The 15,909-nt window shown below is 65.8% G+C and carries 16 protein-coding genes; 5 read left to right on the forward strand and 11 right to left on the reverse strand.

Annotation, left to right across the window (positions count from 1 at the left end; translation table 11 throughout):
- Positions 1 to 271: 271 nt before the first annotated feature.
- Positions 272 to 2,374 (reverse strand): NAD(+) synthase, encoded by a 2,103-nt coding sequence (locus C7I55_RS23525; RefSeq protein ID WP_106515484.1) that lies wholly within the window; start codon positions 2,372 to 2,374, stop codon positions 272 to 274.
- Positions 2,332 to 2,832, reverse strand: coding sequence for a CinA family protein (locus C7I55_RS23530; RefSeq protein ID WP_233222382.1), 501 nt, complete (start codon positions 2,830 to 2,832; stop codon positions 2,332 to 2,334). Before C7I55_RS23530 ends, C7I55_RS23525 begins: the two co-directional genes overlap by 43 nt.
- A 79-nt stretch (positions 2,833 to 2,911) precedes the next feature.
- Here C7I55_RS23530 and C7I55_RS29315 point away from each other — a divergent pair, with 79 nt between their 5' ends.
- Both C7I55_RS29315 and C7I55_RS23535 read left to right on the forward strand, forming a co-directional pair.
- Complete coding sequence (locus tag C7I55_RS29315) at positions 2,912 to 3,043, forward strand: hypothetical protein (RefSeq protein ID WP_269845235.1); 132 nt, start codon at positions 2,912 to 2,914, stop codon at positions 3,041 to 3,043.
- A 2-nt stretch (positions 3,044 to 3,045) separates the two neighbouring features.
- Positions 3,046 to 3,363 carry a hypothetical protein gene (locus tag C7I55_RS23535; RefSeq protein ID WP_106515485.1) on the forward strand — a complete coding sequence of 106 codons (318 nt, stop codon included), beginning with the start codon at positions 3,046 to 3,048 and terminating at the stop codon, positions 3,361 to 3,363.
- Positions 3,364 to 3,472: 109 nt separating this feature from the next.
- Here C7I55_RS23535 and C7I55_RS23540 read toward each other — a convergent pair whose 3' ends face one another.
- The 4 genes from C7I55_RS23540 to C7I55_RS23555 all read right to left on the reverse strand — a co-directional run bounded on the left by C7I55_RS23540 (position 3,473) and on the right by C7I55_RS23555 (position 7,098).
- Positions 3,473 to 4,486, reverse strand: a complete 1,014-nt coding sequence (locus C7I55_RS23540; protein ID WP_233222383.1) for a polyprenyl synthetase family protein — start codon at positions 4,484 to 4,486, stop codon at positions 3,473 to 3,475.
- Between the two features lie 74 nt (positions 4,487 to 4,560).
- Entirely contained in the window at positions 4,561 to 5,898 is a 1,338-nt protein-coding gene (locus C7I55_RS23545) for an ATP-binding protein (protein WP_106515598.1), read from the reverse strand.
- A 118-nt stretch (positions 5,899 to 6,016) separates the two neighbouring features.
- Complete coding sequence (locus C7I55_RS23550; protein ID WP_106515486.1) at positions 6,017 to 6,682, reverse strand: response regulator transcription factor; 666 nt, start codon at positions 6,680 to 6,682, stop codon at positions 6,017 to 6,019.
- Between the two features lie 110 nt (positions 6,683 to 6,792).
- A complete protein-coding gene (locus C7I55_RS23555; protein ID WP_233222384.1) occupies positions 6,793 to 7,098 on the reverse strand; it encodes a PepSY domain-containing protein in 306 nt (101 codons plus the stop codon).
- Positions 7,099 to 7,287: 189 nt separating this feature from the next.
- Here C7I55_RS23555 and C7I55_RS23560 point away from each other — a divergent pair, with 189 nt between their 5' ends.
- Positions 7,288 to 7,824 carry a hypothetical protein gene (locus tag C7I55_RS23560; protein WP_106515487.1) on the forward strand — a complete coding sequence of 179 codons (537 nt, stop codon included), beginning with the start codon at positions 7,288 to 7,290 and terminating at the stop codon, positions 7,822 to 7,824.
- A 425-nt stretch (positions 7,825 to 8,249) separates the two neighbouring features.
- Here the strand turns inward: C7I55_RS23560 and C7I55_RS23565 are convergent, their stop codons facing one another.
- From C7I55_RS23565 to ygfZ, 4 genes are all read right to left on the reverse strand, one after another.
- On the reverse strand, positions 8,250 to 9,941 hold the full coding sequence (locus tag C7I55_RS23565) for an ATP-binding protein (RefSeq protein ID WP_408640628.1): 1,692 nt from the start codon (positions 9,939 to 9,941) through the stop codon (positions 8,250 to 8,252).
- Positions 9,942 to 10,105: 164 nt separating this feature from the next.
- Positions 10,106 to 10,867: a TIGR02186 family protein gene (locus C7I55_RS23570; protein WP_408640629.1), complete on the reverse strand. Its 762-nt coding sequence runs from the start codon at positions 10,865 to 10,867 to the stop codon at positions 10,106 to 10,108.
- On the reverse strand, positions 10,864 to 11,775 hold the full coding sequence (locus C7I55_RS23575) for a sulfite exporter TauE/SafE family protein (protein WP_106515489.1): 912 nt from the start codon (positions 11,773 to 11,775) through the stop codon (positions 10,864 to 10,866). The genes C7I55_RS23570 and C7I55_RS23575 overlap by 4 nt, the downstream gene beginning before the upstream one ends.
- Positions 11,776 to 11,851: 76 nt before the next feature.
- Positions 11,852 to 12,565, reverse strand: a complete 714-nt coding sequence (ygfZ, locus tag C7I55_RS23580) for a CAF17-like 4Fe-4S cluster assembly/insertion protein YgfZ (protein ID WP_106515490.1) — start codon at positions 12,563 to 12,565, stop codon at positions 11,852 to 11,854.
- 45 nt (positions 12,566 to 12,610) lie between these two features.
- Here ygfZ and pyrC point away from each other — a divergent pair, with 45 nt between their 5' ends.
- Positions 12,611 to 13,663: a dihydroorotase gene (gene pyrC, locus C7I55_RS23585; RefSeq protein WP_106515601.1), complete on the forward strand. Its 1,053-nt coding sequence runs from the start codon at positions 12,611 to 12,613 to the stop codon at positions 13,661 to 13,663.
- A gap of 335 nt (positions 13,664 to 13,998) precedes the next feature.
- Here the strand turns inward: pyrC and C7I55_RS29320 are convergent, their stop codons facing one another.
- Positions 13,999 to 14,859, reverse strand: coding sequence for a cold-shock protein (locus C7I55_RS29320; RefSeq protein ID WP_106515491.1), 861 nt, complete (start codon positions 14,857 to 14,859; stop codon positions 13,999 to 14,001).
- Between the two features lie 239 nt (positions 14,860 to 15,098).
- On the opposite strand from C7I55_RS29320, the gene C7I55_RS23595 reads away from it, so the two are divergent.
- On the forward strand, positions 15,099 to 15,902 hold the full coding sequence (locus C7I55_RS23595) for a TerC family protein (protein WP_106515492.1): 804 nt from the start codon (positions 15,099 to 15,101) through the stop codon (positions 15,900 to 15,902).
- The last annotated feature ends 7 nt before the right edge of the window (positions 15,903 to 15,909 follow it).

Below are 15,909 nucleotides of genomic sequence, written 5' to 3' on the forward strand. Positions count from 1 at the left end.
AGATGCTGAGGTCGCTGAAAGACGAAGTTCCACCGCAGATGAGAAAAACAGATCAGCGTGTGGGTATCGGCGATCTGGGGCGCGGGCTGGCTCTGCCCCAGTTTGGAGGCGGTGGACAAGGTGATCAACGAAGGATTCCCCTTAGTTTCTGGACACCTCGAACAAACGTGCCTCACCCGCAGGAAGTTCCTGCAGTGCAGCATGATTCAAGCTGATTTGGATCAGGTCTAAGCTGGACTGTTTCGTTACCGTACCCAGATCGGCCGGCGAATCAGGGTTCCTCGAACGCGCTCCTCAACTCGTCCAGCCACGGCTTGGCGGTGCCGTCGGCGGGCGCCCGCCAATCGCCTCTGGGGCTCAGGCTTCCTCCGGCCGAGACCTTGGGAGAATTGGGGATTGCGGTACGTTTGAACTGGCTGATCTGGAAGAAGCGGAACAGGAACACCTCCAGCCACTTGCGAATGGTCGGCAGATCGTAGCTGCGCTTCAGCTGATCGGGAAAGCCGACCGGCCACAGGCCGCGTTCGACATCGCCCCAAGCCTGCCACGCAAGGAAAGCGACCTTGGACGGCGCCTGTCCGGACCGCAGAATGTGGAACAGGAAGAAATCGTGGAGCTCGTAGGGGCCGATCTTGTCTTCGGTCGACTGCATTTCCTCGTCATCGCCGGCCGGGATCAGCTCCGGTGAAATCTTCGTCATCAGGATCGCGTCGAGGATCCTATTGGTCTCGTCGTCGAACTGGCCGGTCTTGATTGCCCAGCGGACGAGATACTGGATCAGCGTCTTGGGGACCCCGGCATTGACGCCATAATGGCTCATCTGGTCGCCGACCCCGTAAGTCGACCAGCCCAGCGCCACTTCCGACAGATCGCCGGTGCCGACGACGAAACCGCTGCGCTGATTGGCGAGGCGGAACAGATAGTCGGTGCGCAGGCCCGCCTGCACGTTCTCGAAGGTGATGTCGTAAACCGCCTCGCCACGCTCGCCCTTGGCGAAGGGGTGGCCCATGTCGGTCAGCATCTGCATCGCCGCCGGCCGGATGTCGATCTCCTCGCCGACGATTCCGAGCGCCTTCATCAGCGCCCAGGCATTGGACTTGGTGGTGTCGCCGGTGGCGAAGCCGGGCATGGTGAAGCCGAGGATCGTCGATCGCGGCAGCTTCAGCGTGTCGCACATCTTGGCGGCTACGATCAGCGCATGGGTGGAATCGAGTCCGCCCGATACGCCGATGACGAGATGCTTGCCCGATGTCGTCATGAACCGTTTGGCGAGGCCCTGCACCTGGATGTTGAACGCCTCGTAGCAGTCCTGATCCAGTTGCTCGATGCGGTTGGGCACGTAGGGGAAGCGACGAAGCAGCCGCTGGAAGCCGACATCTTCCATGCTGGGATGATGGGCGAAGCGGATACGGCGGACCCGTTTTTCCGGATGGCCGGCGGCGACCGCATTGTCGTTGAAGGTCGGCATCCGCATCCGCTCGAGCCGCAGGCGCTGCACGTCGACGTCCGCGACGCAGAGCTCCGGTTCCATGTCGAAGCGGTTCGATTCGGCCAGCAGCTCGCCAAGCTCGTAGATCGCGCTCTGGCCGTCCCAGGCGAGATCGGTGGTGCTCTCTCCGGGACCGGAAGCGGCGTAGACGTAGGCGGCGCAGCAGCGGCTCGCCTGCGAGGCGCACAGCAATTTGCGCTCGTCCGCCTTGCCGATGGTGATGTTGGAGGCGGAAAGATTGCAGAGGATCAGCGCTCCGGCGAGCGCGCCATGGGTCGAGGGCGGCTGCGGCGCCCAATAATCTTCGCAGATCTCGACGTGGAAAATGAAATCGGCAAGATCCTCCGCCTCGAACAACAGGTCGGTCCCGAACGGAACGTTGCGGCCGGCCACCTCGATCGAGAGCCCTTCGAGGCCCACGCCGGAGACGAACCAGCGTTTCTCGTAATATTCGCGGTAATTGGGCAGGAAGCTCTTGGGCACCACGCCGAGGATCTCGCCGCGCGAGACGATCACGGCGCAATTGTAGAGGCGCCCGTTGCGCCGAAGCGGCGCGCCGATCACCAGCACCGGCGCGAGCGCTGCCGACTCCGCGCAGACGCGCGCGATCCCGGCCTCGACGGCATCCAGAAACGCCTCCTGGAGATGGAGATCGTCGACCGCGTAGGAGGAGATGTTGAGCTCCGGGAAGACGACGAGATCGCAGCCGCGCGCATCGGCATCCCTGGCGAGGTCGATCGTCTGGTCGGTGTTGAAGGAGACGTCGCCGGCGGAGCCGGTCGGGCTGGCGGCCGCGGTCCGGACGAAGCCGTGGCGGTGGAGTGCGGCAAAGGCGGCGTTGGTCACAGCATCTCCGTCATCATCTCTATGGCTGTCTGCATGCATTTGACGCGTGTAGCACCGCGGCCGCCCGGGCCGAAATGCTCCTCGCGGTGGAGGGTGGTGCGGCCGGCCCGGGCGCAGCCGAAATGGACGAGGCCCGGCTCGTCGCCGAAATCGGCGAAGCCGGTGATCGAAAGGGCGATATTGGCCCGCGACCGCGCCAGCGCGCCCTCGGCCATTGCGATCGCGACCTCCTTCGAAACGGCGCCCTTGTCTTCGATCAGATCCAGCGGCACGCCGAGCATCTCGTTCTTGGCTTCGTTGGTGTAGGTGACGAATCCGCGGTCGAAAGCATGAGCGACGCCCTTCACGTCGGTGAGCAGCGACGCAAGCATCCCGCCGGTGCAGCTTTCGGCGGTGGCGAACATCAGATCGCGCTCGCACGCCTTGGCCAGCAGCCGGCGGGTGCCTTCCTCGGTCTCGTCCGGCAGCAGCGGAGAGAGGGTTTCGGTGTCGTTCAAGGCATCCTCGCCGGCTCGTTCGGGTCAGGGAACCCGGCGCTCAGCCCGAATGTTCCCAGCGGCAAGGAGGACCCATGACATGGCCGACAGACAGGACGCCACCCGGCTCGGCGAGCAGGTGCTTGCCAGGAGGAACGAGTTGATGCAGCAGGCGCAGGCCGAGGGGCTGCCGTGCGCGCAGCTTGCGACTTTGACGGAAGTGGAGGTTTGAGCATGGCGTGGAGCCGTAATCGTACGATCGTCGGTGTTGCGGCCGCAGCGGCCGCCGGCATCGGTTATTATGCCGTGCAGCTCGTCCGCAGCCGCGGCGGATTGTCCAACCTGTGGAACGGCAGGCGCCCGCTCCACCGCGCCGGCAGCGCGGCCCTGTCGGGCGACGGTGCCGAGGGCGCGGTCGGCCATTCGGGCGCCGCGCGCGACGCCGGCGCCGACGCGATGCGGGATCCGCCCGAGCGGTGGAACTCGACCGACGAGACCATCGACGAAACCTTCCCGGCCAGCGATCCCGCCCCGGCCAAGCACGTCGACTGACTGGGGCGGACGCCTCGATACTGAAGGGTTGAACGAGCCTCCGCCGCTATCCGCGGCGGAGGCTTTTTCCTGTGCGCGGGACGCGGTAGAATTTTCGCGCCGCGGGCGGTCAGTAAGCGCGCGAAATCGCGAACTCCACCGCTTCGACGAGCGCCGCCTTGGCGCTTCCGTTCGGGAATGGGCCGAGCACGTCGATCGCGCGCTGGCCATATGTGCGGGCGCGCGCGATGCTATCGTCGATGGCGCGGTGGCGGCGCAGCAGGGAGGTCGCTTCAGCGAGATCCTCGTCGCTGGTGCGGCTCCCTTCCATCGCCTGCCGCCAGAACAGCCGCTCGGCTTCGTCGCCGCGCGCATAAGCGAGGATGACGGGCAGGGTGACCTTGCCGTCGCGGAAATCGTCGCCGACGCCCTTGCCCATCGTCTCCGCGTCCGAAACATAGTCGATCGCGTCGTCGATCAGCTGGAATGCGATGCCGAGATTGCGCCCGTAACTGTCGAGCGCCTGCTCGACGGCATCGTCGCGCTCGGCAACGACGGCGGCGATCCGGCAGGCCGCGGCGAACAAGGCCGCCGTCTTGGCGCTGATGATGTCGAGATAATGATCCTCGGTGGTCTCGACGCGGCGCTGCGCGGTGAGCTGGTTGACCTCACCTTCGGCGATCACGTTGGAGGCGCGCGACAGGATCCGCAGCACCTTGAGGCTGCCATCCTCCACCATCAGCTCGAAGCTTCGGGAGAACAGGAAGTCGCCGACGAGAACGCTCGCCGGATTGCCCCAGATGATGTTGGCGGTGCGCCGGCCGCGGCGCAGGCCCGATCCGTCGACGACATCGTCGTGGAGCAGGGTCGCGGTGTGGATGAACTCCACCGCCGCGGCGAGCTTGTGATGACGGGCGCCGCCATAATCGAGCAGCCGCGCGCAGGCGAGGGTCAGCATCGGCCGCATCCGCTTGCCGCCGCCGGCGATCAGATGGCCGGCAAGCTCGGGGATGAGGGAGACGTCGCTCTGCATCCTATCGAGGATGACGCTGTTGACGTGATGGAGGTCCGCGGCGACGAGCTGGATCATCGGATCGAGCGACGGGGCGCGTGCGGAACCGATGGGATGGACGGTGGCGCTCACGCGCGCGATGTGCGCGCTGGCTTTGCAAAAGGCAAGACCGGTGGGCCGAAAGTCGGGCCGCGACGGACGAGCCGTTACGCTGCGCAGAGCGGCAGCTTCAGCCGCGCGAGCAGTCCGCCGAGATCCTCGCTTTCCTCGAGCACGATTCCGCCGCCGTAGATTTCGGCGACGTCGCGGACGATGGCGAGGCCGAGGCCGGTGCCCGGCTTACCCGTGTCGAGACGGGCGCCGCGGGCGAAGATCGAGACTCGCTCCGGCTCGGGGATGCCGGTGCCGTCGTCCTCGACCTCGACCTCGACGCATTTCGGAGTCGTCTTCACCGTCACGAAGACCCGGCCGCCGCCATATTTGGCGGCATTCTCGATGAGATTGCCGAGCATCTCGTCCAAATCCTGGCGTTCGACCCGCACCGCAGCCTTCTTGTCGCCGGCCAGGTCGATCGTCACGTTCTCGTAGAGGCGGCTGACCGCGCGCTCGACGGAGACCAAGGCCGGCCAGACCTCGGAGCGCGCCTGGGTGCTCGATCGGCGGCCGATCGCACGGGCGCGGGCAAGGTGGTGATCGACCTGGCGGCGCATGGTGGTCGCTTCGCGGCAGACCGTTTCCGGCAGGTCCGCGCTCTGCGCCGTCGCCGCGTTGGTGATCACGGTGAGCGGGGTCTTGAGCGCATGGGCGAGATTGCCGGCATGGGTTCGCGCCTCCTCCGCCTGCTGCTCATTGTGGGCGAGCAAGGCGTTCAATTCGTCCTTGAGCGGCTCGATCTCACGCGGGAAGCTTTCGTCGATGCGCGAGCGCTCGCCCGATCGGATGGCGACGATCGCCTGGCGGACGCGGCGCAGCGGCCACAGGCCGTAGACGGCCTGGAGGGCGGCGAGAACGAGCAGTCCGAAGCCGAGCACGCCGAAGGCGCGAATAAGCGTCCTGCGCAGTTCGGCGATCTGTTCGTCGAGCACGTCGCGATTCTGCGCGACCTGGAAGCGCCAGCGCAATTTCGATCCCGGTATCTGCACGTCGCGCTCGACGATGCGCAGCAATTCGTCCGGGAATTCCTTGCTGTTGTAGACGTGGACATCGAAATCATTGTGCCGGCTGCTCACCTGCAGCCGCCGGTCCCACAGCGATCGGGAGGGGAAATCGAGGTCGGTGGTGGCGGCCCCCGGCGGGCTGCCGCCCGCAACGCTGATCTGGAAATAGAGGCCGGAATTGGGCTCGATGAAGCGCTGGTCGGCCGGCGGCCGGTTGAGATAGGCCTCTCCGTCGGGCCCGATCTCCGCCGAGGCGATCAGGGCATTCAACGAATATTCGAGCCCGCCGTCGAACGACCGGGTGAGTTCGCGGGTCAGCACTCGGTCGAGCGCATAGCCGCCGACGCCGAGCAGCAGCAGGATCCAGATCGCGGACACGACGATCATGCGCCGGGTCAGCGATCCGGTACCGCGCGAGGTCTTGGTCTTGAACGCGCGTGAGGTCACCGCTCGGAGCCCCTGCGGCCGGTCTGTCCGCGCGAAAAAGGACGGCCGCCGGACAAGATCAGCCCGTCGGCTCTTCCAGCGAATAGCCCAAGCCGCGGATGGTGGTGATCACGTCCGGGCCGAGCTTCTTGCGGATGCGGGTGACGAACACCTCGATCGTGTTCGAATCGCGATCGAAATCCTGGTCGTAGATATGCTCGATCAGCTCGGTGCGGGACACGACCTTGCCCTTGTGGTGCATCAGGTAGGAGAGCAACTTATATTCCTGGGCGGTGAGCTTCACCGGCTCTCCGTCCAGCGTCACCTTGCCCGAGCGCGTATCGAGCCGAACGTCGCCGGCAGTGAGTTCCGACGAGGCGTTGCCGGAGGCGCGGCGGATCAGCGCCCGCAGGCGGGCGATCAGTTCCTCGGTCTGGAAGGGCTTGGCGAGATAGTCGTCGGCGCCGGCGTCGAGACCGGCGACCTTGTCGGACCAGCTGTCCCGCGCCGTCAGCACCAGCACCGGCACCACCATGCCGTCCTTGCGCCAGCGATCGAGGACGGTGAGACCGTCGACCTCCGGGAGGCCGAGATCGAGGATGATCGCGTCATAGGTTTCCGTCGAGCCGAGATAATGACCGTCCTCGCCGTCGGTGGCGAGATCGACGGCATAGCCGGCACCCTCCAGCGTCGCGCGGAGTTGCCGTCCCAGATTAGGTTCGTCTTCGACGATCAGAACCCGCATTTCATTCCCCTATGCTGCACAGCCAGGCCATCCAACCAGCGCCAGCGCCAATTGGTTTCATCACCGAAAGCATGGAGATGCGGCGCGGAAGCGCCTTTGCCAAGGGGAATTCAGAAACCGGACTTGCCGAGCACCTGCCCAGTGCGGGCGTCGACGTCGATCCAGACGACCTGCGGCCCGCGCATGAACTTGAGCCGGTAACGGCCGGCGGACGGATCGAGCTCCGGCCCCAGATAGGTGAAGCCGCGCATCTGCGGGACGATGCGTCCTTCGATCTGCCGCAACGGCACGAAGCTGCCGTCCTGGGTCGCCTTGAACGCCGCGTCCTGTTCGCGGTCGCGCGGCCGCGAATCCGCGCTCGCCGGCGCGAGGCCGGTGAGGGCGAGGGCAAAGAGCATGGACGCACGAAGAATCATCGAACAAGTTTCTCTATTTGCTTGGCGATTTGCATAACCGCGCGCCCTTGAACAGCCTGTGAATGCATTGGCGCGTGGCTGTCATCCTCCACGGCGGCGCTCGAAAAGCACCAGCCATCGGCTTTTTGCTTGGATCGGCCGCGCCGTCATGCTTGTGGCGACCCTCAATTGTGCTGAGAGGAGCGGCGGATGCGGATGATCGGACGAGTGACGGCACTGAGCGCGGCGATGCTGGCTTCCGCCTGCGTGCCCAAGCCGCAGCCGGAGCCGGCTCCGGCGCCGCGCCCTACCGCGCCCGCCCCGCAGCCGGCTCCTCCGCCCACGGCGCAGCCGCCGCGCGCCTGGGAGGATCTCGATCTCACGCCGGGCACCTGGGTCTATAGCAGCGCGCCGGACGGGCCTCGCGCGGCCTACGGTGTGGCCGGCGGTGAACCGCTGTTCGTCGTGCGCTGCGATCGGGCGAGCCGGCGGGTGCTGCTGTCGCGTACCGGCACGGGCAGCGGTCAGATGGTGGTGCGAACCTCCTACGGCCGCCGCGCGCTTCCCGTCGCCGCGCGGACGGAGCCGCTGCCGAGCCTGACCGCGACCTTGCCCGCAGGCGATCCGCTGCTCGATCAGATCGCCTTCAGCCGCGGACGGTTCACGATCGACGTCAGCGGCCTGCCGGAACTCGTGATTCCCGCCTGGCCGGAGCCGGCGCGGGTCACCGAAGATTGCCGGATCTGAGGGGTTCTTGGGGCGCCGCGTTTTCGGCACGAAGCGAAAATACTAACGTCAAAAAAGATCATTTCAAGTCTTGCAGCGCGAATCGGGATGATTCATCCTTGCCTCGTTCTCAACAAGCGAAAGGAGGTGATCCGATGTCTCATGGTTCAGCAGTGAGGTCGGTTCTGCTCGTTCGGGGGATGAAAGCGTAAGCTTTTCATAGTCTTCCGGGCTGGAGCTTCCGGCCGCTGACCATGTCTGCAAGGGCCGTCGGGAACAACCCGGCGGCCCTTCGACATTCCCATGTCCGTCCGGCTGCGGACATCCTCGGTCAGGGGTGAATATTTGACGGCCGGTAGGCCGACGCCGTCATGCCTCCCGCGAGGTCAGCCCGCCGGGCGTCTGGCCTTACGCCGACGCCGGAAACCGGCGACGACGCTCGCGCGTCAGCGGCCCTGGCTGCGCCAGCGCTTGACGACGCGCTGGACCATCGCTTCCTCGTCGCCGCTCTGGCTCCACAATTCGGAGAAAGCAGGATCCGAGGAGGCCGGGCGCCGATCCCGTTCCAGATCGTCGAACGACACCCGGATCGGGATCGACACGCCTTCGCCGCAGACGATGCACTCGCGGTTGCGAAGCGCCGGAATGGTGTCGAGAAAGCCGCGCGCGCCTTCGGGCATCGCGCTCCGGACGAACGCCTGGTCGCGTTCGTTGTTGAGCCGCATCGCGATGATCGTGCCGCACTGGGAGAGCACGCCTTCCGCAAGATCGGACGGACGCTGGGTGATCAAGCCCAGGGCGACGCCATATTTGCGGCCTTCCTTGGCGATCCGCTCCAGCACCTTGCGAACCGCCTGGCCGCCGCCCGTCGTGTCCGACGGCACGTAGCGGTGCGCCTCCTCACAAACGAGCAGCACCGGGCGCGGCACCTCGTTGCGCGACCAGATCGCATAATCGAAGACGAGCCGGGACAGCATCGCGACGACGACCGAGACGATGTCCGACGGAACCCCGGAGACGTCGATGATCGAAATCGGCTTGCCGCGCGCCGGCAGCCGGAAGATCTTGCCGATGAACGCGGTCATCGAATCGGCGATCAGCATACCGGAGAACATGAACTGGTAGCGCGGATCCGCCTTCAGTTCGTCGATCTTGCCCTTGAGGCGCATATAGGGCGCCGTGTCGGTCGCCTTGTTGAGCAGCCCCATCTCGTTCGTGATCGAGCTGGTCAGATCCGACAATGTGTAGGGGATCGGCGAATCCACGGTCAGCTTGTTCAGGCCCTCGGCGGCGCGGTTCTTGCCGCGCGCGATGAGCAGGCACTTGGCGAGGATGTCGGTGTCGCGCTGACGCTCGGCGCCCTGCGAGGTGACGAACACCTCGCAATGCTCCTCGAAGTTCATCAGCCAGTAGGGCATTGCGAGATTGTCGACATTGTAGAGCTCGCCGGTCGCCTTGAACGCGGCCGAATATTCGCCGTGCGGGTCGATCATGACGATGTGACCTTCGGGCGCGAGCTCGCAGATGCGGTGCATGATCAACGCGGCCGACGTCGACTTGCCGGTGCCGGTCGAGCCGAGCAGGGCGAAATGCTTGCCGAGCAGGGCGTCGACATAAAGCGCGCCGCGGACGTCCTTGGTCGGATAGACGGTACCGATCTCGATATGTGCGCGCTCGTCGGCGGCGAACATCTGCTTCATGTCGTCCCCGCTCACCGGATGAACGCGCGAGCCCGGCGTCGGATAGACGGTGATGCCGCGGCGGAAGTTGACGAGCCGGCCGCTGCCTTCATGCTCCTCGCCTTCGCCGAGGAAATCGACATCGGCGATCACCGATGCGCTCTCGGCACTGCCGAGACGGAGGCTTCGCACGGCCGCCAGCAGCCAGCGCGAGGCGACCTCGACCTTGACGTGCCCGCCAACCTGCCCGGACAGGGCGACCGAAGGATCCGGATCCACGGCGAGCTGGCCGAGCCGATCGAGCTCGAGCTCGAGCCGGGCGCCGCCGCCGCCGATCTCCACGACCCGGCCGACCGGCCCCTGCTGCTTGCGCTGCGGGAGCACGGGACGGATGGTCGGCGCCGAATCCTCGCTGCCGTCGGCATGCGGGAAGGGATTGAACTGGATCATGTCGGTCATAAAATGAGGCGCGCTCCGTCCGAGTCTCAGGCGGCGTCTCTACCTTGGAAGGGGTAAACAACTGATTTCGGCAGCGCCTATCCGCCGGACCAGCGACGGCGGCGGACGATCCTATGTGGCTGAAAAGCCGCGCCGATCCGCAGACGGGGCGCGGCGGGGCAGTGCTAGCCCTTGCGGAAGAAGGCGCTCGCCGACCAGCCGAGAAACAGCGACAGCAACACGGCGACGAGCCCGTAGGTCAGCGACCAGCGGTCGGCGGCGGTGGCCACGAATCGCTCGAAGCCCAGTTTCTCGATCTGGATTTCCCGAACCGCACCGGCGAGCACGCGGCCGTCGCGGATCAAAAAGGTCTCGGCTGTGTAATTGCCGACGGGAACCCGCGCGGGAATATTGACGCGGGCGCGATAGAGCACGCCTTCGCTGATCCGCACACCCTTGGGGTCTTCGAAATAGAGCTGATGGCGCTGCATCAGATCGATCAGGCCGGCCTCGAAGCGCCGCTGGACGTCGGGCGCGGCGCCGGTGCCCGGCGAGAGCTGCAGATTCTGCAGGCCGAGCTCGTAGATTGCGGCGGTGCGCTCATCTACCATCTCGGCGAGCGGACGGGAGGAAGCGACGGCATAGAAAGCAGGGGCGGAGCGGAAACGGGCGCTTTCGACGTTCATCCAGATCCCCGCCACCTTCTGCTTCTCGCGCAGGACGAGCGGCTGGACGGGGCCTTTCACGACGACGACGATCTCCGCACCTTCTCGCGGCGGCTTGCCCCCCGGATAGACGATCGCGCCGAACAGCAGCAGCTCTGCGCCGGTGAACGAATATTGGATGTCGATCCGGCTCTGCGAAACGTCGGGGACCAGCTTCGGCTCGGCCGCGCCGAGCGCAAGCGGCGCGAGCAGCAGAAGCAGGGCACCGCGCAAGGCCCTCACAGCGCCTGCACCGTGTAGATTTCCTCGGGTCGCCAGCCGAGGCCGATCGCCATCCGCGCCGCGACGGCCAGGATGATGATCGCAAGGAACATGCGCAGCAGCTCAGGCTTCACCTTCTGCGCGAAGCGTGCGCCGAACTGCGCGCCGATCACCGAGCCGAGCAGGAGCAGGCCGGCGAGGACGATGTCGACGGATTTGGTGGTGGTGGCGTGGATCAGGGTGGTCGCCGCGGTCACGAACAGGATCTGGAGCAGGGATGTGCCGACCACGACCTGGGCGGACATGCCGAGCATGTAGATCATCGCCGGAACCATGATGAAGCCGCCGCCGACGCCGAGCAGGACGGTCAGCATGCCGCCGATGATGCCGAGCAGCAGGGGGGCGAGCGGGGAGATGTAGAGTCCGGATTGATAGAAGCGCCAGCGCAGCGGCAGCATCGCGATCAGCGGATTGTGCCGGCGTGGGGGCTTGGCCGTCGCCTTCTTGCGGAAGATCTGGAGCTCGGTGCCGGATTCCTTGGCCATCAGGATGCCGATGCTGCCGAGCAGCACCACGTAGAGGATCGCGATTGCGGTATCGATCTGGCCGATCTGCTGGAGCAGGCGGAAGAGGAAGCCGCCGGCCGATGCGCCGATCAGCCCGCCGAGGATGATCACGCCGCCCATGCGATAATCCACGCCCTTGCGGCGCCGGTGCGCGAGGACGCCGGAGACGCTGGTGCCGGTGATCTGAGTCGTCGCCGAGGCGACGGCGACCGCGGGCGGGATGCCGTAGAAGATCAGGATCGGGGTGGTGAGGAAACCGCCGCCGACGCCGATCATGCCGGTCAGCAGGCCGACGACGCCGCCCAGGGCGATGATCACCAACGCGTTTACGGAAAGCCCGGCGACGGGAAGGTAGATGTCCACGAAGCGACGTTAGCCCCAGTCGGCCCGCGAAAACACCCGGAAATCCGCCCGTCCGCAGCGGAAATTCCGGCGCTCTTCAGCCAAGAGCGGCGGCGAGCCAGTTCGGGATGATGGCTCCGCCGAGATCGTCGATGCGGCGATGCTCCACCGCGAACCCGAGCTCGGGATAATATGTGCGTGTGCGCTCGCCGGGCGCCTCGGCCGGCACGACGACCAGCCGCCGATTGACCTTGGAGCGGTAGTTCATCCGCGCCGTATTCTCCTGGCCGACATAGCAGCCCTTGGTGAAGCTGACGCCGTTGAGCTCGGCCGCGTTGCATTCCAGCCACAATGTCTTGTCGGAGCCGAGCTCGGCCCGCCCTTCGGCGACGCCGAGCGCGAGCCGGTGGGCGCGCCAGCCTTCGGCGGCCGCTGCGGCCGTCGCGAGCCAGCGATAGCCGAGTTCTGCAAGCCGCGGGTCGGGAACGCCCTCCGCCGGATCGAGCGACCAGTGGACGGCGAGCGCCGGATCGGGCTCGATGCGAATCTTGCGTCGGAGGCGGTAAAGGGTGAGGCGACGGGAGAGCTCCTGCGCCGCATCCGCCTCGCAATCGATCAGCACGTCATCTCCGTCTCGCCACAGGATGAAATCGAACAGGGCCTTGCCCTGAGGGGTGAGCAAGCCCGCCCACAGTGGTGTTTCCGTGGTCAGCGTCGTCATATCGTGGGTGACGAGGCCCTGGAGGAAGCCTGGAACGTCCTCGCCGGACAGGCGAAGGACGGAGCGGTCGAGGAGGGTGGTCGCGGCCATGCTCCCTTGATAGGCACGGCGCGACCGAAACTGAAGGCCGCCGCCATGACCGATCCGACCCGCCTCATTCTTCGCCGCCCCGACGACTGGCATGTCCATCTGCGCGACGGCGAGATGCTGAAGGCGGTTGCGGGTTATACCGCGCACCAGTTCGCCCGTGCGATCGTGATGCCCAATCTCGCGCCGCCGGTGACCCGCGTCGCGGCCGCCCAAGCCTATCGGGACCGGATCCTGGCTGCGACTGGCGATTCCGGCTTCACCCCGCTGATGACCCTCTACCTTACCGACGATGCCGATCCGGCCGAGATCGAGGCCGGGCACCAGGCCGGCGTCTTCACCGCGGCGAAGCTTTACCCGGCCAATGCCACGACCAATTCGGCGCACGGCGTCACCGACATCCGCAACATCCATCCCGCGCTGGAGACGATGCAGCGGATCGGCATGCCGCTGCTGATCCACGGCGAGGTCACCGATCCAGCGGTCGACGTGTTCGATCGGGAAAAGGCGTTCATCGATCGGGTCTTCACCGATCTCGTCGGCAACTTCCCCGCATTGAAAATGGTGTTCGAGCATATCACGACGGGCGACGCGGCCGATTTCGTGCTGGCGTGCGGCGCGAACGTGGCCGCGACCGTCACCCCCCAGCATCTTCACATCAATCGCAATGCCCTGTTCGCCGGCGGGCTGCGGCCGCATTTCTATTGCCTGCCGGTCGCCAAGCGCGAGGAACATCGCCTCGCCGTCCGGCGGGCGGCGACATCGGGGTCACCCAAATTCTTCCTCGGAACCGACAGTGCGCCGCACGGCATCGAGCGAAAGGAATCCGGCTGCGGATGCGCCGGCATCTTCAACGCACCTTACGCGATCGAAAGCTATGCGGCCGTGTTCGAGGAGGAGGGAGCGCTCGATCGCCTCGAGGCATTCGCCTCCGAGAATGGTCCCAATTTCTACGGACTCCCGCTCAACGAGGAGCGTATCGCGCTGGAGCGCGCCTCGGAAGCGGTCCCCGACAGCCTTCCCGCAGGCGGCACGAGCCTCGTGCCTTTCCATGCCGGCGAGACCCTTCGCTGGCGATACGCGGGACCGGCTGAAGCCTGATCACTTAAGGCGGAACGCTAGAGCCTGATCACCTTAGGTTGACGCGTTTGGCTCCGACCTGAGATGTGAATCAGGCTCTAAACCAAGGATGAGAGCAGAATCCACGGATCAGGCTGGTTCAGCCTGATCCGATCATGCTCTTGGCTCCGTCCTGAACCATGGATTTGGCTCTGGACCAGTGACGGGAGCAGGGTTTGCCAATCAGGCTGATTCGCCCGGTCCGTACCGTTCCAGGTACGCGCCCACGCTCGGTACGGATCAAGCCAAAACCCAAAAAAAGAAGCCCGGCACCTCTGCCGAGGGGCCGGGCTTCTCTGTCTTGGCTGCCGTCAGTCTTACTGAAGCGGCTGGAGATTGACCGCTGCAGTCTTGCCGCGGCGATCGACCTCGAGTTCGAACTCTACCCGGTCGCCCTCGTTGAGGCTGCTCATGCCGGCACGCTCGACCGCCGAAATGTGCACGAACGCATCCGGCTGACCGTCGTCGCGGCTGATGAAGCCGAAGCCCTTCATCGCGTTGAAGAACTTGACCGTGCCCTGCGCCTTTTCGCCGGTCAGCTGACGCTGCGGACCGCCGCCGAAGCCGCCGGCCGCACCGCCGGGTCCACCCGGACGCGGCTCACGCGGCGCGCGATCTTCGACCGCCATCGGCTCGCCCTCGATCTTGAGATCGGTGGCCGAAATCCGGCCGCCGCGATCGACGAGGGTGAATTCCAGCGGCTGGCCATCGGCGAGGCCGGTGAGGCCCGCTTGCTCGACCGCGGAGATGTGCACGAACACGTCTTCGCCGCCATCATCGCGAACGATGAAGCCGAAGCCTTTCTGGGCGTTGAAGAATTTGACCACGCCCTTGCCTTGGCCGACGACCTGCGGGGGCATGCCGCCGCCGCCGCCGCGACCGCCGCCGAAGCCGCCGCCACCACCGCCGCCGAATCCGCCGCCGCCGCCGCGATAGCCACCGCCACCGCCGCCGCCGCGATCACCGAACCCGCCGCCGCCGCCGCCGAAGCCGCCGCGATCGCCGTAGCCCGGACCGCCGCTATAGCCGCCGCGTCCACCGCCGCCACCACCGTAGCTGCTGCGATCCTCGAAACCACCGCCGCCGCCGCCGCCGTAGATATCGTCGCCGCCGAAACCGTCCCGCTTGTCTCTGCCGCGCCCGCCGCGTTCACCGCGGCGCCCTCTGTCAAAACCCATGCCGTCTAATACTTTCCAGCGCCCCAACTTCTCCACCAGAACCACCGCGCTGGGCTGCTCGCGCAAAGGCCTTTGCGCCAATCTTCGGCGCACTACCGTCTCTAATAACCCAAAAAGACGCGGCGGGCGAGGGGATTCGAGTCGGCGGCCCTTGAAACCTCCCATGCGCGTCACGGGGGTGGCAGCAGCGCCGTTCCTCGTGCAATGAAACAGTCAGAAAAGCAGCAACGGGAACGAAAATGGACGGGATTTCTGCGCTTCTTGGCGACCCAGCGGCGTGGGCCGCACTCATCACGTTGATCGTGATGGAGGTCGTGCTCGGCATCGACAATCTGATCTTTATCTCGATTCTGTCGAACAAGCTTCCCGAAGCCCAGCGCCAGAAAGCGCGCCGCATCGGAATCAGCCTGGCGCTGATTCTCCGCCTCGCCTTGCTGTTCTCGATCGCCTGGCTGGTCGGACTCAAGGCACCGGTCTTCGATCTCGGAATCACCGGTCCGCCGGGGGCGCACGGCGAGCCTGCTTTCGAGACCCAATTTTCCTGGCGCGACCTCATCCTGATCGCCGGCGGTCTGTTCCTGGTGTGGAAGGCGACCAAGGAAATCCACCACAATGTCGATCCGACGCCGAACGAGGACGTGTTCGACACCGCGAAGGCGAGCCTCGGCTTCAGCGCGGCGATCGTCCAGATCCTGATGCTCGACATCGTCTTTTCGGTCGATTCGATCCTGACTGCGGTCGGCATGACCGAACATGTCGAGATCATGATGGTGGCGGTCGTCGTCGCCGTCGCGGTGATGCTGGTCGCAGCCGATCCGCTCGCCAATTTCATCAATCGGAACCCGACCGTGGTCATGCTCGCGCTCGGCTTCCTGCTGATGATCGGCGCGGTGCTGATCGCCGACGGCTTCGGCGTGCATGTGCCCAAGGGCTACATCTATGCTGCAATGGCCTTCTCCGCCGGCGTCGAAGCGCTGAATATCTTCGCGCGCAAACGCAAGGCACGCGGCAAGGCTCAGCATGAGGACGCGATCCGCCACTAAGCGGGGC

Origin of the sequence: Allosphingosinicella deserti (assembly GCF_003012735.1) — a bacterium.
GTDB classification, from domain to species: domain Bacteria; phylum Pseudomonadota; class Alphaproteobacteria; order Sphingomonadales; family Sphingomonadaceae; genus Allosphingosinicella; species Allosphingosinicella deserti.